This window comes from Microbacterium tumbae (assembly GCF_054780175.1).
Genome location: NZ_BAAGWV010000001.1, coordinates 1,524,797 through 1,545,546 on the forward strand (window position 1 = coordinate 1,524,797; position 20,750 = coordinate 1,545,546).

The 20,750-nt window shown below is 69.7% G+C and carries 14 protein-coding genes; 8 read left to right on the forward strand and 6 right to left on the reverse strand.

The features are described from left to right. Positions 1–414 carry an OsmC family protein gene (locus ACYVGQ_RS06905; protein ID WP_460783826.1) on the reverse strand — a complete coding sequence of 138 codons (414 nt, stop codon included), beginning with the start codon at positions 412–414 and terminating at the stop codon, positions 1–3. Between the two features lie 150 nt (positions 415–564). On the opposite strand from ACYVGQ_RS06905, the gene ACYVGQ_RS06910 reads away from it, so the two are divergent. Then, positions 565–2,622: an acyl-CoA dehydrogenase family protein gene (locus ACYVGQ_RS06910; RefSeq protein WP_460783827.1), complete on the forward strand. Its 2,058-nt coding sequence runs from the start codon at positions 565–567 to the stop codon at positions 2,620–2,622. 66 nt (positions 2,623–2,688) lie between these two features. Here ACYVGQ_RS06910 and ACYVGQ_RS06915 read toward each other — a convergent pair whose 3' ends face one another. From ACYVGQ_RS06915 to ACYVGQ_RS06925, 3 genes are read right to left on the reverse strand one after another with little or no spacing between them, the layout of a single operon-like run. Next, a complete protein-coding gene (locus ACYVGQ_RS06915) occupies positions 2,689–3,321 on the reverse strand; it encodes a YoaK family protein (protein WP_460783933.1) in 633 nt (210 codons plus the stop codon). 47 nt (positions 3,322–3,368) lie between these two features. After that, positions 3,369–4,409 (reverse strand): Gfo/Idh/MocA family protein, encoded by a 1,041-nt coding sequence (locus tag ACYVGQ_RS06920; RefSeq protein ID WP_460783828.1) that lies wholly within the window; start codon positions 4,407–4,409, stop codon positions 3,369–3,371. Positions 4,410–4,446: 37 nt separating this feature from the next. Next, positions 4,447–5,583, reverse strand: coding sequence for a Gfo/Idh/MocA family protein (locus tag ACYVGQ_RS06925; RefSeq protein ID WP_460783829.1), 1,137 nt, complete (start codon positions 5,581–5,583; stop codon positions 4,447–4,449). 277 nt (positions 5,584–5,860) lie between these two features. On the opposite strand from ACYVGQ_RS06925, the gene ACYVGQ_RS06930 reads away from it, so the two are divergent. The 5 genes from ACYVGQ_RS06930 (at position 5,861) to ACYVGQ_RS06950 (ending at position 11,524) form a co-directional block, all read left to right on the forward strand. Then, complete coding sequence (locus tag ACYVGQ_RS06930; protein WP_460783831.1) at positions 5,861–7,024, forward strand: ROK family transcriptional regulator; 1,164 nt, start codon at positions 5,861–5,863, stop codon at positions 7,022–7,024. 127 nt (positions 7,025–7,151) lie between these two features. After that, a complete protein-coding gene (locus ACYVGQ_RS06935; protein ID WP_460783832.1) occupies positions 7,152–8,456 on the forward strand; it encodes an extracellular solute-binding protein in 1,305 nt (434 codons plus the stop codon). Positions 8,457–8,548: 92 nt separating this feature from the next. Continuing rightward, positions 8,549–9,418: a carbohydrate ABC transporter permease gene (locus tag ACYVGQ_RS06940; protein ID WP_460783833.1), complete on the forward strand. Its 870-nt coding sequence runs from the start codon at positions 8,549–8,551 to the stop codon at positions 9,416–9,418. Beyond that, on the forward strand, positions 9,415–10,308 hold the full coding sequence (locus ACYVGQ_RS06945; protein ID WP_460783834.1) for a carbohydrate ABC transporter permease: 894 nt from the start codon (positions 9,415–9,417) through the stop codon (positions 10,306–10,308). Before ACYVGQ_RS06940 ends, ACYVGQ_RS06945 begins: the two co-directional genes overlap by 4 nt. Before the next feature lies 1 nt (position 10,309). Beyond that, on the forward strand, positions 10,310–11,524 hold the full coding sequence (locus ACYVGQ_RS06950) for an MFS transporter (RefSeq protein ID WP_460783836.1): 1,215 nt from the start codon (positions 10,310–10,312) through the stop codon (positions 11,522–11,524). Here the strand turns inward: ACYVGQ_RS06950 and nagA are convergent. Beyond that, positions 11,502–12,635 (reverse strand): N-acetylglucosamine-6-phosphate deacetylase, encoded by a 1,134-nt coding sequence (nagA, locus tag ACYVGQ_RS06955; protein WP_460783837.1) that lies wholly within the window; start codon positions 12,633–12,635, stop codon positions 11,502–11,504. The two genes, ACYVGQ_RS06950 and nagA, sit on opposite strands and share 23 nt — an antisense overlap. After that, positions 12,632–13,852, reverse strand: coding sequence for an ROK family transcriptional regulator (locus tag ACYVGQ_RS06960; protein WP_460783838.1), 1,221 nt, complete (start codon positions 13,850–13,852; stop codon positions 12,632–12,634). The genes nagA and ACYVGQ_RS06960 overlap by 4 nt, the downstream gene beginning before the upstream one ends. Positions 13,853–13,961: 109 nt before the next feature. On the opposite strand from ACYVGQ_RS06960, the gene ACYVGQ_RS06965 reads away from it, so the two are divergent. Both ACYVGQ_RS06965 and ACYVGQ_RS06970 read left to right on the forward strand, forming a co-directional pair. Next, entirely contained in the window at positions 13,962–14,531 is a 570-nt protein-coding gene (locus ACYVGQ_RS06965) for a DNA-3-methyladenine glycosylase I (protein ID WP_460783840.1), read from the forward strand. 126 nt (positions 14,532–14,657) lie between these two features. Further along, positions 14,658–20,750, forward strand: a complete 6,093-nt coding sequence (locus ACYVGQ_RS06970; protein WP_460783841.1) for an Ig-like domain-containing protein — start codon at positions 14,658–14,660, stop codon at positions 20,748–20,750.

Consider the following 20,750-nt stretch of genomic DNA (forward strand, 5'->3'; position numbering starts at 1 on the left):
TCAGACGGCGCGGTACGCCTCGGCGTGCACGTGCGCCGTCGCAGCGCCGCGCAGCAGGCGGGAGACCGGGCAGCGGGCGTGCGAGGCCTCGAGCACGCGGGCGGTCTCGGCCTCGTCCACGCCCTCGACGGACAGGTAGGCGTCGACCCTGAACTCGTATCCGCCCGCGTCCGCGGGATGCAGCTCCACCTCGGCGCGCACCGCGGTCCTCCGCGCCCCTGTGACCACGGCCTGCGCCGTCGCGTTGAGGCAGGTGACCCAGGCGAGCGCGAGCAGCTGCTCGGGGTTGGATGCCGCGGGGTCGAAGTCCGCGGCCAGGGGAGAGGAGACGCGGACCGTCAGACCGCCCAGCACCCGGCTCTCGCCGTCGCCGCCGTCGCGGTTGATCGCCTCGGTCCGATAGAGCGCAGTCATACCTCTACGGTAGGCCTCGAATGTGGAGTGTGGACAATCCGGCTCGGCCACGGGGCGCGGGCGGCTTGGAGATTCGTCACAGCATGCTTCCGGCCGCCTTGGAGGAGTCCTACCATCGAAGCATCCTGAATCCTTCTGAGAGGAATCCCCATGGTCGACGCCGCCGTCCGCCCCTCGACGACACCCGAAGCCGACGACCCCGCCCGCATCGACGTGTCCCTCGTGAACGATCTGCTTCTGGGAACGTGGGCCCAGACCCGGCGCGAGGCCCGCGAGATGATCAAGGACCCCGCGTTCTGGCGCATCGGCGAGCTGGGCAAGGACGAGCACCGCGAGCGCGTGCTGAGCCAGCTGCACCTGCTCGTCGAGAACAAGGCGGTGCATCGCGCGTTCCCGAAGCGGCTGGGCGGAGAGGAGAACAACGGAGCCAACATCGCGGGCTTCGAGGAGCTCGTCGTCGCCGATCCCAGCCTGCAGATCAAGTCGGGGGTCCAGTGGGGTCTGTTCGGATCCGCCGTCCTGCAGCTGGGCACGGCCGAGCATCATGACAGGTGGCTGCCAGGGATCATGAGCCTCGACATCCCCGGCGCCTTCGCGATGACGGAGATCGGGCACGGCTCCGACGTCGCCGCCGTCGGCACCACGGCGACCTACGACCCCGAGACGGAGGAGTTCGTCATCCACACGCCGTTCCGCGCGGCCACGAAGGAGTACCTCGGCAACGCCGCCCTGCACGGGGTCGCGGCGACGGTCTTCGCGCAGCTCATCACCAACGGCGTCAATCACGGCGTGCACTGCTTCTACGTCCCGCTGCGCGGCGAGGACGGCGTCGATCTGCCGGGCATCGGACGCGAGGACGACGGGCTCAAGGGCGGCCTCAACGGCATCGACAACGGCCGGCTGAGCTTTGACCACGTGCGCATCCCGCGCACCAACCTGCTCAACCGCTACGGCGACGTCGCGCCGGACGGCACCTACACCAGTGCCATCGACAGTCCTGGCCGCCGCTTCTTCACCATGCTCGGGACGCTGGTGCAGGGGCGCGTCTCGCTCGACGGCGCCTCCTCCTGGGCATCCGCGCTCGGGCTGCACATCGCGATCACCTATGCGACCGAGCGCCGCCAGTTCGACGGCGCGGACGGCCAGGAGGTCGTGCTTCTCGACTACGGCAAGCACCAGCGGCGCCTGCTTCCCCGTCTCGCCACGACCTATGCGCAGATCTTCGCGCACGACGAGTTCCTGCAGAAGTTCGACGGCGTCTTCTCCGGGCGCACGGACACCCCGGCGGATCGTGAGGATCTCGAGACGCTCGCGGCGGCGCTGAAGCCCCTGTCGACCTGGCATGCGCTGGACACCCTCCAGGAGGCGCGGGAGGCCTGCGGCGGGGCGGGCTTCATGTTCGAGAACCGCCTGGTGGGCCTCCGTCAGGACCTCGACATCTACGTCACCTTCGAGGGGGACAACAACGTCCTCCTGCAGCTGGTCGGCAAGCGCCTGCTCACCGACTACGCGAAGCAGTTCACGGGCAAGGACGCGGCGGCGCTCGCCCGGTTCGCGGTCGGCCAGACGGCGGGCAAGGTGTTCCACGGGGCGGGTCTTCGGCAGTTCGGCCAGGCCGTCGCCGACTTCGGGTCGACGGCCCGCGCGGTGGAGAACGGCCTGCGCGCGCAGCAGCAGCACGAGCTGCTCGCCGACCGCGTGCAGCAGATGGTCGCCGACATCGCTGGACGCCTGCGCCCCGCGGGCAAGGACAAGGTCCGAGGCGAGCAGCTCTTCAACGAGAATCAGGCCGAGCTCATCGAAGCGGCGCGGGCGCATGGCGAGCTGTTGCAGTGGGAAGCCTTCACGGATGCCGTCGGCAGCCTGCCCGTGGGGGAGACCAGGACGGTGCTGACCTGGCTGCGCGATCTGTTCGGCCTGCAGCTCATCGAGAAGCATCTCGCCTGGTACCTCATCAACGGACGTCTCTCCGCCCAGCGCGCCGCGGCGGTCTCGCGTTATATCGACCGGCTGTGCATGCGGCTGCGCCCGCACGCGCTCGACCTCGTCGGCGCCTTCGGGTACGAGCCGGAGCACGTCCGCGCCCCCATCGCGAGCGGCGTCGAGCAGAAGCGCCAGGACGAGGCCCGCGCGTACTACGCCGAGCTCGCGGCATCGGGTGCGGCACCGATCTCCGAGAAGGCGCTCAAGAAGGCCGTCAAGCACTGACACATCGCGCGAGAGGCCCGTCCCCCTCGGCGCGATGCCGGAGGAGACGGGCCTCGAACCGGCCCATCAGGCCTCGCGGAGTCCGCGTTCCCCGGAGAGGGCGACGGCGAGGACGATCCCCCCGGCGACGAGCAGCCCGACGGCGACGTGCACGTGCACGAGCAGCGCACCGAGCAGGGCGCCGAGACCGATGAGCACGACGGCGCCCGCGCGGCGTCGCCACGGCTGGCCCTGCCCCCCGCCGAGCCTCGAGTCCGCGGCGAGGCCGGTGAGCGTCGACGTGACCACCACGGTCGTGACGTCCTTCACTGCGAGATTCCTCGCCGTGGCGGCCTGTGCGCCCATCGCCAGGCCCAGAGCCGCGGTCACCGACCAGAGCAGCGGACCCGGGGACCGCGGCTCCGTGGCCAGCAGCAGCGCCGAGGCGGCGAGCAGGATCACGCCGACGCCCAGGAACAGCACCGTGGTCCGCCTCTCCCACCCGGCGCCGATCCCCCTCAACGTCCGTCCCCCGATCACAGCGCCGAGGAGGAAGGCCGCGAGCGCGATCACCGGTCCGATCACCGGCAGGTCGTCGCCGCCGGCCAGCGCCATCCCGAGGATGACGACGTTCCCCGTCATGTTGCCGGTGAACACCCTGTCGAGGCCGAGATAGCCGACGGCGTCGACGATGCCCGTGGTGAACGTGAGCGCCAGCATCAGCAGGAGATGCCGGCGCTCACGTCCGCTCAGCCGAGGCGCTCCGCTCAACGGTCGCGAAGATGCTGCGGCGCCTGGATCGTGCCGGTGCGGGCCGCTTCGTAGAACGCGATGCTGACCGAGAGGTTCTCCCAGGCGTCCTCGACGGTCGAGAGGGTCGAGGACGGGTCCTTCACCGCGGCCAGGATCGAGTCGATCCCCACCGTGTGATCGGAGGGCGAGGTGATCTGCGTCCACCCCTTGTGCGCTCCGTCGACCTCGAGGAGCCCGATCATCCCGGTCGAGGTGTCGAGATGGATCGACGCCTTCGTCCCGACGATGCTCGTCGCGATCCGCCAGCCGTCCTCCGGCCCGCTCCAGGTGTCCTCGATCGACACCATGGTGCCGCCGTCGAAGCGGAGGATGGCGTGGCCGTAGTCCTCCACGGCGATGTCGGTGCGCAGGAGGTTCGCCGTGCGTCCGCTGACCTCGACGACCTCCTCGCCGAGCAGCCAGCGCATCCGGTCGATCTGGTACAGGGCGTGGTCGACCCAGCCGCCGCCCGGTCCGCGCTGCGGGTCCACCCACCAGCCGCCGTCGGCGGGGCGTCCCGGCCAGCTCGACGGGACGCCGCCGCTGAGGCTGAACTGCGCGGAGGTGACGCGACCGAGCCGCCCGCTGGACACCCACTCCTTGAGCAGCTGGTTCTGCGCCGCCTCCCGCGAGCGGGACTCGCCGGGCATGAACGCGACGCCGTTGCGACGTACGGCCTCGACGATCCGATCGGCGTCCGTCAGCGTCAGGGCGAGCGGCTTGATCGAGACGATGTGCTTGCCGGCGTCCGCGGCGGCCACGACGATGTCGGGGTTCTGGTCGACGCTGACGAAGCTGGCGATGACGTCCACTTCGGGGTCGTCGATGAGCGCATGCAGGTCGGTGGTGGTGGCGGGGCTGCCGGTCTTGCCCGCCACCTCCTGCGCGCGGGCGATGTCGAGGTCGGCGATGCCGACGAGCTCGGCGTCCTCGCGGGCTGCCACGGCCTCGGCGAGCGGGATGGCCGAGTACCAGTGGTCGAGGCCGACGATGCCGAATCGGATGGGGGAGGACATGGGTCTCCTTGTCTGAGAGGGAAAGGTGAGGAAGGAATCAGAAGGTGGTCGTCAGCTCGACGACGCGGCCCTCGGCCGCCGAGGTGTCGACGGCGAGCATGATCTCGAGGGCGTGCCGTGCGTGCTCGGCGGTCAGCACCGGTTCGGCGCCGTGCAGCACGACGTCGGCGAGGTGATCGACCAGCAGCGCCCGCTGGAGGTTCGCACGGCGCTCGTCCTGCACGCGCCCGTAGAAGTTCGGCTGCGCCCAGCCGTCGACGCCGGGGACGATGTCGGTGCGATAGGTCTGCACCGCGGGACCGGTGGGGTTCATGACGCCCATCGCCCCCCGGCGCCCGAAGACCTCGACCTTCGGGCTCAGCGAGGCGTGCACGTTGTAGGACCCGTCGACGACGGCGAAGGTGGCGTCTCCGAAGTCGAGCATGAACAGATTGTTGTCCGCGGTGGTCACGGGCATCTCGATGCCGGCGTATTCGTTGCTCCCTCGCACGGTGCGGGTCGGCTCGGTGATCCCGGAGAACGCGGTGACGCGCTTGGCCGGGCCGAGGAGTCCGGTGATCTCGTGGATGCCGTAGACGCCCATGTCGAAGAGCGGGCCGGAGCCCTTCTGATAGAACCAGGTCGGGTCGAAGGGCCAGCCGTCGGCGCCGCCGCCCGGACCCTGGTGCGAGCTGCGCACCCGGGCGAACGCGATCTTGCCGATGGTCCCCTCGGCGATCAGGCGCCGGGCCTCGCGGTAGGGCGCGTAGAGCATGTCGGGCGGCGCGACCAGCACGGTGAGCCCGGCGGACGCCGCCTCGGAGATGATCGCGTCGGCCTTCTCGAGGGACGTGGCGATCGGCTTCTCGACGACGACGTGCTTGCCCGCCCTGATCGCCGTGAGGGTCGTCTCGGCGTGCACCGGGATCGGGGTGAGGTTGACCAGCGCATCGATCTCAGGGCCGGCGAGCAGCTCGTCGAGCGTCGAGAAGGCGTTCGGGATCGCATACTGCGCCGCGGCCTTCTGAGCGCGCTCGACCACGGGGTCGGCGATGGAGACGATCTCGATCTTGTCGGCGATGTGGTGCAGGTTGGGCAGCACGCCCTCGGGGATCGTCGCGATCCCGCCGGCGCCCAGGATCCCGATGCGGAGCCGTGGCGCGCGAGGCTCGGAGGCTGCGGCGGTGTCGGTCATCTTCGATTCCCTTCGATCGATGGGCCGAGAACGGGGGACTTGCGTCGGTCCGGTTTCTTCGGCAACCCTGAGTAGGTATGGCAGGGTATTTCTGTAAGATTATTCATTAAGACTCCTAATCGAGTCAACATCAAGAGGGGCGAAGCTGACGCGGAGCGAGGCTCGGCGTCAGCGGACCGCTTCTCGCGGAAGCGGATCGTCGACCGGTCCGCTCAGGAGGAGAGTCGTGGCAACATCGTCACCATCTGTCGCCATCGCCCCGTCGATACTGCGCACGATGAACCAGCGGTACCTGCTGGACTGGCTGTACAACAACGGGCCCGCGACGAGACCGCAGCTCGCACGGGATTCGGGACTGTCGCAGCCCACGGTCTTCGCGACCCTCGCCAACCTCGAGCAGGCGGGCCTGGTTCGCCCGAGCGGCCAGTCGGACGAGCAGGCGGGCCGGCCTGCGCTGGTCTTCGAGGCCGATCCGACGGCGGGGGCGGTCCTGGCCGTGAGCGCCGACCGCGACGGGCTGTCGATCGTGGTCGCGGATCTGCTCGGCAATCGGCTGAGCCGTCGGGACAGCCGCGGCGTCGGCGGATCCGTCAGGGAGATGGTGGACGACGTGGCCCTGGTCGCCGGCGAGGCGGTGCGAGAGGCCGGGCTGGGCATGGGCGACGTCACCTGTGCGATCGTCGCGGCGCCCGGTGTGTACCGGATGCATTCGGGCGGCGTCGGGTTCACGGCGAAGCTGCCGGGATGGCAGAGCCCGCGGCTGGCCGAATCTCTCACGGAGAGGCTGGGGGTGCCGCTGATCGTCGAGAACGACGTCAACCTCGCGGCGCTCGGCGAGCACACGGCGGGGGCGGGACGCGGGACGAGCCCCTTCGCATACCTGAAGGTCGGCGCGGGGATCGGTCTCGGCGTCGTCATCGAGGGGGAGCTGTTCCGCGGGGTGTCCGGTGCGGCGGGCGAGATCGGCTTCCTCCCGCTCGTGGACCGTGACCCCGCCGCATCCGACGATCCCGATCGCGGCCCGCTGGAGGCCGCTCTCAGCGGCGACGCGCTCGTCCGCGACGCCCGTGACGCAGGCGGGGGGGACGCCCTCACGCCGGAGCGGGTGCATCTCGACGCCCGCGACGGGGTCCCGTACGCCGTCGTGGCGGTGCGCCGGCAGGTGGATCTGCTGGCGAAGGTCGTGGCGAGCATCGCCGGGTTCATCGACCCGGAGGTCATCGTGCTCGGCGGCGACGTACGGGATCGCTACGGACTGTTCGACGCGGAGCTGCGCGAGCGGGTCGAGGAGCTCTCCCCGCTGCGCCCCGCCCTCGCCGCGGGGATCCTCGGAGACGACGCCACGCTGCACGGGGCCGTCGTGCGCGGCGTCGCGATGGCGAGGGAGACCGTCTTCGAGCGCCGCATCGCCCGTTCCGGCGGCACGAATCGCGCTGTGTAACAGCCTTGTTTCGCGAGGGTGATTCACTCTTGACTATTCAAGAACATTAATGAATACTCCTAAAAAATGTCACGCGTGCGAGCCGCGAGCAAAGCGATCCCGACGCGTTCCAGCCCAAGGAGGAACCATGAGCAAGACCAGGATCGCTGCGCTCGGCGCGGTCGGAGCCGTCGCTCTGCTGTCGCTGACGGCATGCGGCGGAGAGGGCGGCGACACGGCCGGCCCCGAGGGCGCCGGCCAGACCCTCAACGTCTGGATCATACAGGACACGCTGCTGCCCGAGACGCAGCAGGAGCTCGTCGAGGCCTTCGAGGAGGAGACCGGTGCGACGCTGAACATCGAGATCCAGCAGTGGGATCAGATCAACACCAAGATGACCGCCGCGCTCGCGACGGACACCCCGCCGGACGTCGTCGAGATCGGCAACACGAACGTGCCGCTCTACGCCGCCAACGGCGCGCTCGCCGACCTCAGCGACATCAAGGGGGAGATCGGCGACGGCGGCACGCTGCTGACCGGGCTCATCGGCCCCGCCACGGTCGGCGACAAGGTGTACGCGGCCCCGTTCTACGGCGGATCCCGCGGCGTGATCTACAACACGGAGCTCTGGGCAGCCGCCGGGGTCGACGGTCCTCCGGCGGACTACGCGGAGTTCACCGCCGATCTCGACAAGGTCGCCGCGACCTCGGATGCCCCTGACTTCTCGCCGATCTACATGCCGGGAACCCTGTGGTACGCAGGATTCTCCTGGGTCATGGACACCGGCGCGCAGATCGCCGAGCTCGACGGCGACACGTGGAACTCGGGCCTGGACAGCGCCGAGGCCGTCGAGGGCCTGGCGCAGTACCAGGAGTTCCAGAACGCCTACTCGACCGAGGCCTCGCGCACCGCTCCGATGGACTCGCCGGATCCGCTCGCGGTGTTCGGCACCGGAAAGACCAGCGCGATCATCGCCAATGCCGGAGCCATCGCCAAGCTGGCCAGCACCTACCCGGAGCTCGAGGGCAAGCTGGGGGCGTTCCCGATCCCCAGCGCCAACCACGCGGGCGAGAGCGCTCCGAGCTTCCTCGGCGGATCCGTCATCGCGGTCTCGGCGAAGAGCCAGAAGCAGGAGCTCGCCAAGGAGTTCATCGAGTTCATCACCTCCAAGGACGTCCAGATCGAGCAGCTCGCCAAGGAGAACGGCCGCATCCCGATCACGAACGAGTACATCGACGACGTGCTCCCGGAGCTCACGCCCGAGCAGCAGCCCTTCTTCGAGGCGGCCAAGAACAGCTACGCGACTCCGGCGGCGCCGGGCTGGGCCACGGTCGAGACCGATCTGTCCGTGCTCGACTACTTCTCGGAGGTGGCGTCCGGCACCAGCGCCCCCGAGGAGTCCGCTGCGAACTTCAGCGCGCACCTCGAGCAGGCGCTCAACGCCAACAAGTGACCGAGATGACTCAGACGTCTGCAGGCCAGAGGGGAGGCCGGTCCATCCGGCTTCCCCGGGCCTCCCTCACGCGAGGCACCTGGATCGCCCCTGTGATCCTCGTGGCGCCGGCGATGCTGGTGCTCGCGGTGGTCCTCGGCTATCCGCTCGTGCGGCTGGTGATCAACTCCTTCCAGGACTTCGGGCTGGAGGCGCTCTTCACCGGGGTCAACTCCTGGATCGGCGTCGACAACTACGTCGCGATCTTCACGGACTCCGAGTTCTGGCCCGTGCTGCTGCGCACGTTCGGGTTCACGCTCGGCCTGTGCGTGGCCTGCCTCCTGGTGGGGATGCTCATGGCGGAGCTGATGACCATGGTGAACGGCTTCACCCGGACGGTGCTCAGCTTCATCCTGATCCTGGCGTGGGCGCTGCCCACCGTCGCCTCGACCCTGGTCTGGGAATGGCTGTTCCAGCCGCTGTACGGCGTCTTCAACTGGATCATCACCCAGATCGGATGGTTCGGCGACTACACGCAGCACAGCTGGGTGTCCACCCCGGGCGAGGCCTTCACGATCGTGTTCATCCTCATCGTGTGGCAGTCGGTGCCGTTCGTCGCGCTGACGCTGTACGCCGGCCAGTCGCAGATCGCCCCCGAGTACTACGAGGCGGCCGCCCTGGACGGTGCGAACCGGCTCCAGATCTACACCTCGGTCACCCTGCCGTTCCTCCGGCCCGTCCTCTACATCACGACGATCCTGCAGGTGATCTGGCACTTCAACACCTTCAACCAGCTGTGGATCCTCACTCAGGGCGGTCCCAACGGCAAGACCACCACGCTCGCCATCTGGTCGTTCCAGAAGGCCTTCGCGGCGAACTCGTTCGGCCAGGGGTCGGCGATCGCCATCGTGACGTCCGTCATCCTCATGGTTCTGACGGCGTTCTACATCCGTCGGCTGATCGGCTCCGGGGAGAAGTTTTGACCACCACATCGACACTCATCGCGAAGAGCCCCGCCGCCGCGCGGCGGGTCAGGGCCGGACGGCGGCGCCTCTCACGGCATCCGCTCGCGCACGTCGTCGTCTATCTGCTCTGCCTGCTGTGGATCTTCCCGATCTACTGGATGCTCAACACCTCCTTCAAGGAGCCGGGCGACATCGTCCAGACCACGCCGTCGTTCCTGCCGAGCCCGTTCTCGCTGCACAACTACATCACGGCGTTCACGAAGGCGGACTTCCTCCGCTCGATGGGCAACAGCCTGCTCATCACGCTGGGGACGGTCGTGGTCGCCATCGTCCTCGGCTTCCTCGCCGCGGCGGCGCTGACGAAGTTCCGGTTCTTCGGACGCAAGTCGATCCTCATCTCGATCGTCTGCGTGCAGATGATCCCCGGCGCCGCGCTGCTGATCCCGCTGTTCCTCTCCTTCAAGAGCCTCGGGCTGCTGAACAGCTATCTCGGCATCATCCTCGCGTACGTCGCCTCGGCGCTCCCCTTCACGATCTGGATGCTGCGCAGCTTCTTCATCGCGCTGCCGGACGAGATCGAGGAGGCGGCGAAGGTCGACGGGGCGAGCACCTTCCGGATCCTGCGCTCCATCTACTTCCCGCTGGTGCTGCCGGGGCTGATCTCGACGAGCGTCTTCTCGTTCATCAACGCCTGGAACGACTACGTGACGGCCTATGTGATGCTGCAGGATCAGGGCAAGTACACGCTCCCGGTGTGGCTGGTGTCGTTCAGCACCGCCGAGGGCGGCACCGACTACGGGGCGACGATCGCCGCCAGCGTGATCTTCTCGCTCCCCGTGGTCGTCTTCTTCATGATCGTGCAGCGGAACCTGGTCGCGGGGATGTCGGCCGGCGCCGTGAAGGGCTGACGTGCGGCGGGCATCGCCTCGGCCTGCCGCCTGGCCGCTGCTGACCGTGTTCTGGTCGTCCGGCTTCGTCATGACGAGCTGGGTCGCCAGGGTGCCGGGGGTGCGGGACTCCCTGGAGGCGACGAGCGGGATGATGGGCGTGCTCGCCCTCGCCATCACGGTCGGGTCCGTGCTCGGGTTCGCCGTGGCGCAGCGGCTGCTCCTGAGGGTCACGCCGCGGCAGGGCATCGCGGCGTCGATCCCCGTCGCAGCGGCCGGCCTCGTGATCGCCGGCGTGTCGTCGGCGTGGCCGGCGGGGTTCCCTGCGGTGCTGGCGGGGCTGGGACTGCTCGGTCTGGGAAACGGCGTCTGCAACGTCGCCATGAACGTCCAGGGTGCGGCGCTCGAGCGGATGCGGGGCCGGCCGCTGATGCCGTGGCTGCACGCGCTGTTCTCGGTCGGCGCGGCGTCCGGCGCCGCCGCGGGCGCGCTCGCCGCGACCCTGGGGGTCGCGCCGTGGCTCCAGTTCGCGGCGACAGCGGTGATCGCCGTCGTCGTGCTCCAGCTCGCACTGCGGGGACTCGCGCCCCGGACGACGGCGGACGAGGGCACAGCGCCGGACTCGGGCCGTGCGGCGAAGCCGGGGCGTGCCACGGGCCCGAGCCCATGGCGCGAGCCGCGCACGGTCATGATCGGCCTCGCCGTCGCCGGGCTGTCGTTCGCGAACGGCGCGGGCAATGACTGGATCGCCCTCGGGCTGGTCGACGGCCACGGGGTCGGCGAGGGGACGGCGGCTCTCGCGATCGACGTCTTCGCGGTGTCCATCGTGCTCACCCGGCTGGCCGGGGTGGCCCTGCTCTCCTGGCTCGGCCGCGTGCGCGTGATCCGATGCTCGGCCGTCGTGACGGCGGCCGGCCTGCTGCTGTTCATCCTCGTCCCCGGTCCGGTGGCCGCCTTCGCCGGCGTGGTGCTCTGGGGCGTCGGCGTCGCGCTGTCCTTCCCTACTGGGATGTCGGCCGCCGGGGACGATCCGGAGCGCGCGGCCGGCAGGATCACGGTGGTGGTGATGATCGGCTACACCGGCTCGTTCATCGGCCCCCCGCTGATCGGCTTCCTCGCCGAAGGGGTGGGAGTGCTGAATGCGCTCGCCGTCGTGCTGGTCGTGCTGATGCTGTCGCTCGTGACCGCGGCCGCGCTGCGCAGCGGCGAGCGGGTCAGCGCGGGGCGATCGTCCTGAGCAGCTTCCCCCGGCCGTCCAGCAGCACGAGGTCGGCGAGAGCGCCGACCTCGATGCGGCCGCGATCGGTCCAGCCCATCCGGTCGGCCGCGTTGGTGGCCGCCATGCGCGCGACCTCCGGGACCTCGGCACCGAGACGGACGAGATTCTCGACGGCATCGGCGAGCAGCAGGGTGGAGCCGGCCAGGGTCGTGGTGCCCTGCAGGTAGGCCGCGCCGTCCCTCACGTCGACCTTGCGGTCGGCGAACGCGTAGGCGCCGTCGCCGAGCCCCGCCGCGGCCATCGCGTCGGTCACGAGCGTGATGCGGGACGGTCCCGCGGCGCGCATCGCGATGCGGACCGTGTCGTCGGCGAGGTGATGGCCGTCCACGATCAGCTCGACGGTGATCCGGTCGTCGGCGAGCGCGCGGCCGATGGGGCCGGGGACGCGATGGCCGAAGGGCGGCATCGCGTTGAAGAGATGCGTGACGTGGCGGGCGCCGGCATCCGCGGCCGCGGCGAAGGCGTCGGCGTCGGCGTCGGTGTGCCCGAGCGCGAAACGCAGCTCAGGATGCCGGCGGATCAGATCGACCGCTCCGGGGAGCTCGGGTGCGACGGTGATCAGCTCTGCGTGCCCTCGTGCGGCATCGGTGAGGACGGTCAGCGCCTCCTCCGAGGGCTCGAGCAGCGCGCTCGGCGTCTGCGCCCCGGCACGCCGGCGGGAGAGGAAGGGCCCTTCGAAGTGGATGCCTGCGATGTTCGGCGCGGTCCCGTCCTCGATCGCGGTCGCGATCGCGGCGGCGGCCGCGATCATCCGCGGCAGCGCCATGCTGCCGATCGAGGCGAGCATCGTGCCGGTCCCGCGCTCACGGTGCGCGCGGGCGGCGATCCGCACATCGTCGACGTCGCCGCTGTACAGCGAGCGTCCGCCGCCGCCGTGGCAGTGCAGATCGACGAAGGCGGGCGTGAGCCATGCGCCGCGCGCGTCGACGACCTCCACGGCGGGCGGGCGCGGCGCTGCGCCGGCGCCGATCTCCTCGACGTGCTCGCCGGCGAGCAGCCAGCCGTCCTCGATCACGGCATCGGCGGCGGCGATCCGCGCGTGCTCGACGAGGATGGGCCCGCCGGTCATCGCTGCTCGCCCGCTCTGACGTCGCTGTCGGGCGTGCAGGCGCGGAACGCCCGCACGATCTCGTCGACGTCGCCGCGGATCGTCGCGACGTCGTCGCGATTGACGCCCATCTCCAGGTAGAAGTTGGAGAGCGCGAGGCTCATGGCGCCGTACAGGCCGGCGTCGTCGCCGAGCGCGGAGCGCCGGATCGGGCTGAGCACGCCGACGCTCTCGTCCACCTTGCGGCTGATCGTGTCGAGCAGCGCGTCGTCGAAGGAGCCGGAGAAGCCGCCGGCGACGAGCACCGCCTGCGGCTGGTACGCGAGCACGATGACGGTGATGAGATGCTGCAGCGTCTCGTGCACGCGGTCGAGGATGGGGCGGTATTCGTCGGGATGCTCGAAGAGCTCGCGGGCATCCTGCACCGGGTGCCCGTTCTCCTTCGCGAACGCGGTCAGCCCCGCGCCGGAGAGCAGATCGCGCACCCGATGCCCGTCGCCGAGGGGGAGGCGCCCGAACTCCCCGAGCGCGCCGTCGCGGCCGGAGAGGAGCGTCCCCTCGATCGAGACCGCGGCGCTCAGCCCGGTGCCGAGGATGATCATGGCGAGGGTGTCGTCCGTGTTGCCGGAGCCGTACATCAGCTCGCCGAGCAGCGCCAGGTTCGAATCGTTGTCGACGACGGTCGGGACCCCGGTCGCCTCGCCGAGGCTCTCGATGAACTCGGTGCCGATGATCTGCGGGAGATTGACCGAGTTGACCACGCGCTCCTTGTCGCCGGAGACCGCGCCGGGCAGGCCGATCGCGACCGATCCCAGCTCGGCGCCGCCGCCGTAGCGGACGGCGAGCTCGAAGATGTGGCCGGCGAGCCAGTCGGCGAGCTCGGAGCCGTCGAGGCCGCCGGGGGTGCGGTCGTGGCGGCGTCCGAGAGTCCGCCCGAGGGCGTCGGTGAGCACGACGCGGCAGTTGGTGCCGCCGAGGTCGACGCCGACGGCGATCCCGTACCCGGGATCGACCTGGAGCAGGGTGGCGCCGCGGCCACGGCCCGGGCCGGGCTGTCTGGTCTGATCGCCCTCGAGGACGATGCCCTCCTGGACGAGCGACTCGACGACGCGGAACACCGTGGCCTGGCTGACCCCGGTCTCGGCGACGAGGCGCGGGCGGTCGATCTCGCCGGCGTCGAGGAGCGCGGACAGGATGGCGCTGCGGTTGAATCCGCGGGCGAGGGACGAGGCCGGCATCGCTTTACCTTTCATCAAGAATTAAATTCAGCATGAATTTATCACATGCCGGACTCCGCATCGACCCCCAGGGGGACCGGATGTCCGCGGCCCGCCCTAGGCTTCCGCCATGAGCTCTCTGCTGACCGGATCCGATGGCCGCGCCCGTTGCGCATGGATCGGAGGGGACGCCGAATACCGGCGTTACCACGACGAGGAGTGGGGCACGCCGCTGCACGGGGACCGGGCGCTGTTCGAGAAGATGTCGCTCGAGGGCTTCCAGGCCGGGCTCAGCTGGATCACGATCCTGCGCAAGCGCCCGCGGTTCCGGGAGGTGTTCGACGGCTTCGATCCCGAGAGGGTCGCGGCGTTCGGCGACGACGACGTCGAACGCCTCATGCAGGATGCCGGGATCATCCGCAATCGCGCGAAGATCCATGCCACGATCGGCAATGCGCGCCTGGTCGTGGAGATGGACGAGGGGGAGCTCGACGAGCTGATGTGGTCCTTCGCCCCCGAACCCGGCATCCGGCCGCGCGAGTTCGCGGACGTGCCGGCCGTGACCGCCGAGTCGACCGCGATGAGCAGGGCGCTGCGGGGGAGAGGGTTCCGCTTCGTCGGGGCGACGACCATGTACGCGCTCATGCAGTCCGCGGGCATGGTCGACGACCACGTCGAGGGATGCTGGCGTGCCGCGTGAACGGTGGGGAGTGCTCCCCATCTCGCGCGTTTCGCGCCCGCGGTTAGGATAGCCCGGTGAGACCCGCGTCCGAGCGCGGCTCTCCCGCACGATGACATCCGAGCATTGACCCAGGGGGGACCGGGCATGAAGGCGCTGAGTTGGGTTCGTTCGAGACCGAAGACGCTCGCGTCCGCCGCCGCCGTGACCGCCGGCGTCGTGACGATCACCACGCTCGCGCTCGCCTATGAGGGCAACCCGACCACGGAGGTCGATCTCAACGACGGCGGCGTCTGGATCACGAAGTCCTCGAGCCTGCTCGTCGGGCACTTCAACAACGAGTCGACGGTCCTCGACGGCGGCCTGCGCACCAGCGCGGGCGACTTCGACGTCCTGCAGGACGAGTCCACCGTCGTCGTCGTGAACCGCGACGACTCGACCGCCAGCCTCGTCGATCCGGCCCGCGTCTCGCTGGGGGAGAGCACGGCCGTCCCCGGCGCCGCCAAGGTCGCCCTGGGGGACAGGACCGCGGCGATCCTCGACACGGCGTCCGGCGACCTGTGGGTCGTCCCCGTGCAGGGGCTCGCCGGGTTCGAGTACGCAGGCGAGGACCCGCTCGTCGAACTCGGGAAGAACGCCGACGTCGCTGTGGGAGAGGACGGCACGGTCTACGCGATCTCGGCGGAGCGGTCCGAGGTCGTCACGATCCCGGTCGACGCCCAGGGAGACCCGCTCGAGCCGTCGTCCGCAGCCCTGGACGACGTGAAGAAGGACAGCACCCCGACCATCACCGCGGTGGGGACGACGCCCGTCGTGCTGGATCCGGCGCAGGGCATCGTGACGACGCCCGGCGGATTCCGCACCGAGATCGACGGAGCCGACACCGCCGTGCTCCAGCAGGCCTCCCGCGATGCCGACGCCGTGACGGTGGCGACGGCATCCCAGCTTCTGCAGGTGCCGCTCGACGGTTCGGAGGTGCTGCCGACCGACGCGGGAGCCGAAGGCGCCCCGACCGCTCCGGTGTCGCTGCTCGGCTGCTCATACGGCGCCTGGTCCGGCTCCGGCCGATTCGTGCGCGACTGCGCGAGCGACGCCAACGATCTGGTGGAGGACATCCCCGACATCAAGCCGACCGCGAACCTCGCCTTCCGCGTCAACCGCGACGTGATCGTCCTCAACGACGTCGTCGGCGGCGCCGCCTGGCTCGCGACGGAGAGCCTCCAGCAGGTCGACAACTGGAACGACATCACCCCTCCGGAAGGCGAGACGGAGGAGGAAGAGGACACCACCGAGGAGACCGTGGAGACCTCGCTCCCCGAGCGCAGCGAGGAGAACACGGTCCCGATCGCGGAGGACGACGAGTTCGGCGTCCGTCCAGGCGGCACGACCTATCTGCCCGTGCTCGACAACGACACGGACGCCGACGGCGACGTCCTCGTCGCGTCGCTCGCCAGCAAGCAGCCGTCGATCGGCGAGGTCCAGCCGATCAACGACGGAAGCGCGCTGCAGATCGCCGTCGACGAGGATGCCACGGGCACCGTGACCTTCGAGTACGAGGTCGACGACGGGCGCAAGGGCACGGACACCGCGACGGTGACCGTGTCCGTGCACGATCTGAGCGTGAATGGGGCGCCGGCTCCCAAGCGCAAGAGCGTGCTGGCGGTGGAGACCGGCGGAACCATCTCCTACAACGTCCTGCCCGACTGGCTGGACCCCGACGGCGACGACGTGTACCTGAAGGACGTCCTGCCCGCGCCGGGCGACGAGGTCGACTTCACCACGGACGGCCAGATCACCTATCGCGCCGTCGCGAGCCCTCCCGGCCGCTACGACGTGGAGGTCACGGTCGCCGATGCGCAGGGCGAGCTCGCGAGCGGCACGATCCAGCTCGACGTGCGCCCGACCGGCTCGACGCTGCCGAAGACCAACGCGGACCACGTGGTGACGAAGGTCGGCCAGCAGGTGACGATCGCGCCGACGACGAACGACACGAGCTCGAGCCGCGAGCCGCTGCGCCTGAACAGGGTCGACAGCGTCGACGGGGCGACGATCGTCCCCGACTACCCCAACAAGACGTTCACCTTCTCCGCCCAGACGCCGGGCGTGTACTACGTCCAGTACCTCGTCACGGCCGGCGTGCCCTCGGCGACGGGACTGGTGCGCGTCGACGTCGAGGAGGAGAGCGAGGAGGACCTCGCGCCGATCGCGGTGCGCGATGTGGCGCTGCTGCCCACCGGCGGCGAGGTCCTGGTCGGCGTCCTGAACAACGACACGGATCCCGGCGGCGGCATCCTCGTCGTGCAGTCGGTGACGGTCGAGCCGGGCAGCGGCATCTCCGTCTCGGTCCTCAACCACGAGACGCTGCGCATCGGCGATCAGGGCGGCGTCTCGGGGCAGGTGCGCGTCACCTACCGCATCTCGAACGGGTCGAAGACCGCGGAGGGCGACGTCGTCGTCATCCCGATCCCCGCGCCGGACAAGCTCCTTCCCCCTGTCGCGGACGATGACACGGTCGTCGTCCGCGCGGGCGACGTCGTCTCCATCCCCGTGCTCGACAACGACACGCATCCGAACGACCTCGCGATGCACGTCGCCCCCGAGCTCGTGGAGCCGTACATCGACCCGGAGGACGGCGAGGCGTTCGTGTCGCAGGACACGGTCCGCTTCCGCGCCGGCGACGAGGCCAAGACCGTCTACGCGACGTACAACGTCGTCGATGAGAACGGCCAGATGGACGCCGGCTACATCACCATCCAGATCCTCGCGGTCGACGAGGAGCGCAACGCCGCGCCGCGTCCCCGCGACGTGACGGCGCGCACGATCAGCGGCTCCACGGCGAACATCGCGATCCCCCTGGACGGCATCGACGCCGACGGCGACTCGGTCGAGCTGCTCGGCCTGGACTCCAATCCGAAGCAGGGCAGCGTGACGGTCGCCCAGGACTACCTCGTCTATGAGGCGTTCGAGGATGCCGCGGGCGTGGACACCTTCACGTACAAGGTCCGCGACAACCTGGGCAAGGAGGGGACGGCGACGGTCCGCGTCGGCATCGCGCCCGGCGAGGAGGCGAACCAGAGTCCCTATGCGGTCAAGGACTCCGTCGTCGTGCGTCCCGGGCGCGAGGTCGCCGTGCCCGTGCTGGTGAACGACTCCGATCCGGAGGGCGGCGAGGTGGTGCTCGTCGAGGACGGCGTCACCGTGCCGAAGGACGTCCCTGGACTCGAGGCGCGCGTCTCGGGGGACCGCGTGCTCGTCCAGGCGCCGGACAGCCCGGTCGAGACCTCCGTGCAGTACACGATCGTCGACGATCGAGGGGCCGAGGCGACGGCCGTCATCCAGATCACGGTCGACGAGGACGTGCCCCTGCTCTACCCCGTCGCGCGGGACGACCGCGTGAAGTCCGAGGACGTCAAGGACGAGCTGACGATCGACGTCGAGGTTCTCGCGAACGACGAGGACCCGGACGGCACGACCGAGTCCCTGGAGCTGACCAGCGAGACCGGCGGCCGGGTCCTCGAGAACGGCAAGGTCCGGGTGACGGTCGGCGAGGAGCGTCAGCTCATCCGCTACACGATCACCGACCAGGACGACCAGGCGACGTCGGCCTTCATCTTCGTGCCGGCGCTGGCCGACCTCCGTCCCGTCGTCGATTCGACCAAGGGCATCGAGGTCGTCAGCGGCGAGACGATCGAGGTCCCCCTCGACGACTACGTCACGGTGGCCGGAGGCGGCTCGGTCGTCATCACCGAGGCCGAGAAGGTCAGCGCGGCGCACGCCAACGGCGACAACCTCATCAAGGACGAGCGCACGCTCGTCTACACCTCCGCGCAGGGGTACTTCGGCTCCGACGCCCTGAACTTCGAGGTCACGGACGGCACGGCCCCCGACGATCCTGACGGTCGGACGGCGACGCTGTCCATTCCCGTCACGGTGCTCCCTCCCGCCAACCAGCAGCCGACCTTCATCCGGGGGCAGATGAACGTCGCCCCGGGCGAGGAGGCGTCGTCCATCGACCTCGCCGAGCTCACCGACGACCCGGATCCGGAGGATCAGGGCAAGCACACCTTCACCTACGTGGGAGGGACGACGGACGGCCTGAGCGCGCGCATCGACGGCACGAAGCTGCTCGTGGAGGCGGCGTCGAACACGCCGAAGGGCACGGCGGCCTCGCTCACCATCAGCATCACGGACGGTGAGACCGAGCCGATCGAGGGGACGGTCGACGTCCTCGTGACGGCGTCCACCCGCGATCTCCCCACCGCGAACACGGACACGATCGACGAGGCGAACCAGGGCGAGACGATCACCGTCGACGTGCTGAAGAACGACGTCAACCCCTTCGTCGGGGAGGGCGACCTGAGCCTTCTGAGCGCGTCGCGCGAGAGCGGCGACGGCACGGCGAGGGTCGTCGGCGACAGGGTGGAGGTCACGCCGGGCGCGACCTTCGTCGGCACGCTCGTGATCCGCTACCGCATCGGAGATATGACCGAGGATCCCGATCGCGAGGTCGACGGGCAGGTCGTCGTGACGGTGCAGGGCAAGCCGGACGCCCCGGGCATCCCGACCGTGTCGAGCGTGCAGGACCGCACCGTCGTGCTGTCCTGGTCGCCGCCGGCGAACAACGGCGCCGAGATCACCGGCTATACGGTGAAATCCGTGCAGGGCGACTCGTACACCAAGCAGTGCTCGTCGACCACCTGCACCCTGGACGGCCTGACGAACAACGTGAAGTACCGCTTCCAGGTGACCGCGACCAACCGGGTCGGCGAGTCCGACCCCTCGCCGTCCTCTGCCGAGGCGCGTCCCGACGCGCGGCCCGACACCCCTGCCGCTCCGACGCTGACCTTCGGCGACAAGGAGCTGAAGATCGACTGGAAGACGCCGACGACTCCCGGATCGCCCGTGGAGTACTACACGATCGTCCTGTCCGGCGGCATCGGGTCCGGCACCAAGACCAACATCACGGGCAACACGTACACGTGGACGGGACTGGAGAACGGCACGTCGTACACGGCGACGATCCAGGCGCACAACCTCGCTCCGGAGCCGTCGAGCATGAGCCAGCCCTCTCTGCCCGAGGTGCCGGCCGGTCCTCCGGCCGCTCCCGCCGCGCCGACGACGGCCGAGCTCGAGCCGGTGGGCGACCGGGCGCAGATGCAGGTGAACTGGGTCGCGCCGGACGACAACGGCGACGCGATCGACGGATACCAGGTGGACGTCTTCAACGGGTCGACCAGGGTGCAGACGATCAGCGTGGCGGCGGGGAAGACCTCGCAGACCGTGGTGGTCAACACCTCGACCACGGCGTACACCTACAAGGTCCGTGCGCAGAACAAGGCGGACTGGGGCGGGTGGAGCGACGCCTCGGCGCCGCGTCGAGGCGTCATCAAGCCCGCCACCCCGTCGAAGCCGACGGCGGCGGCCGGCGACACGACGCTCACGCTGACGCCGGCCTCGTACCAGCTCTCGGCCTCCCAGCTCAACGGTGCGTCCGCCGGCGAGACGAGCTATCAGTACAACCTCAACAAGGGCGGCGGCTGGCAGAGCAACTGGGACGGCACGACGATATCCGGGCTGAGCAACGGCACGGCCTACTCGGTGAGCGTCCGCGCGGTCGCGACCGTGGACGGCAAGCAGTACATCTCGGACGGCTCGGCCGGGTCCAACTCCGTGACGCCGTTCGGGCTGCCGCAGGCGCCGAACGTGTCGGCGACGAACAATGGCCAGTCGATCACCTTCTCCTGGAGCCCGAACGGGAACAACGGCAGCGCGATCGACCAGGCCAGGATCAAGGTCGACGGCGGCGGCTGGCAGAGCGTCAACGCGAACGGATCGCGGACGGTGGGGAACGGCTACAGCGAGACCCATTCGATCGAGGTCCAGGTGCACAACGCCAGGGGCTGGTCGAGCAGCGCGACCGCGTCGCGGAAGACCAGCGATCCGCCTCAGCCGCGGGTGTGGGTCACCCAGGGGTCCATGGGCGACTCGGGCTGCGTCAACGGATGCGTCAAGTTCGTCGTGCACTGGGAGAACCTCAGCATCGGCTCCACGGGTGTCAAGTGCTATTCGAGCAACTATCCCGGGGGAGTGAGCTCCGGGACCTACTCCGTGAACTTCGACGGCAGCGGCTCCAAGGAGATCGGCTGCTACCTGGGCCGTGACGGAGTGCAGGCCTGGGTCGACATCCAGGGATGGGGCGACGGCGTCGACACCGAGAAATCCGACTGGCCGAGACCGTAG

What these genes read in the sequence shown, in the direction of transcription:
- ACYVGQ_RS06905 (WP_460783826.1), bottom strand. Translation starts at nt 414, where the DNA reads ATGACTGCGCTCTATCGGACCGAGGCGATCAACCGCGACGGCGGCGAC.
- ACYVGQ_RS06910 (WP_460783827.1), top strand. Translation starts at nt 565, where the DNA reads ATGGTCGACGCCGCCGTCCGCCCCTCGACGACACCCGAAGCCGACGAC.
- ACYVGQ_RS06915 (WP_460783933.1), bottom strand. Translation starts at nt 3,321, where the DNA reads ATGCTGGCGCTCACGTTCACCACGGGCATCGTCGACGCCGTCGGCTAT.
- ACYVGQ_RS06920 (WP_460783828.1), bottom strand. Translation starts at nt 4,409, where the DNA reads ATGTCCTCCCCCATCCGATTCGGCATCGTCGGCCTCGACCACTGGTAC.
- ACYVGQ_RS06925 (WP_460783829.1), bottom strand. Translation starts at nt 5,583, where the DNA reads ATGACCGACACCGCCGCAGCCTCCGAGCCTCGCGCGCCACGGCTCCGC.
- ACYVGQ_RS06930 (WP_460783831.1), top strand. Translation starts at nt 5,861, where the DNA reads ATGAACCAGCGGTACCTGCTGGACTGGCTGTACAACAACGGGCCCGCG.
- ACYVGQ_RS06935 (WP_460783832.1), top strand. Translation starts at nt 7,152, where the DNA reads ATGAGCAAGACCAGGATCGCTGCGCTCGGCGCGGTCGGAGCCGTCGCT.
- nagA (WP_460783837.1), bottom strand. Translation starts at nt 12,635, where the DNA reads ATGACCGGCGGGCCCATCCTCGTCGAGCACGCGCGGATCGCCGCCGCC.
- ACYVGQ_RS06960 (WP_460783838.1), bottom strand. Translation starts at nt 13,852, where the DNA reads ATGCCGGCCTCGTCCCTCGCCCGCGGATTCAACCGCAGCGCCATCCTG.
- ACYVGQ_RS06965 (WP_460783840.1), top strand. Translation starts at nt 13,962, where the DNA reads ATGAGCTCTCTGCTGACCGGATCCGATGGCCGCGCCCGTTGCGCATGG.
- ACYVGQ_RS06970 (WP_460783841.1), top strand. Translation starts at nt 14,658, where the DNA reads ATGAAGGCGCTGAGTTGGGTTCGTTCGAGACCGAAGACGCTCGCGTCC.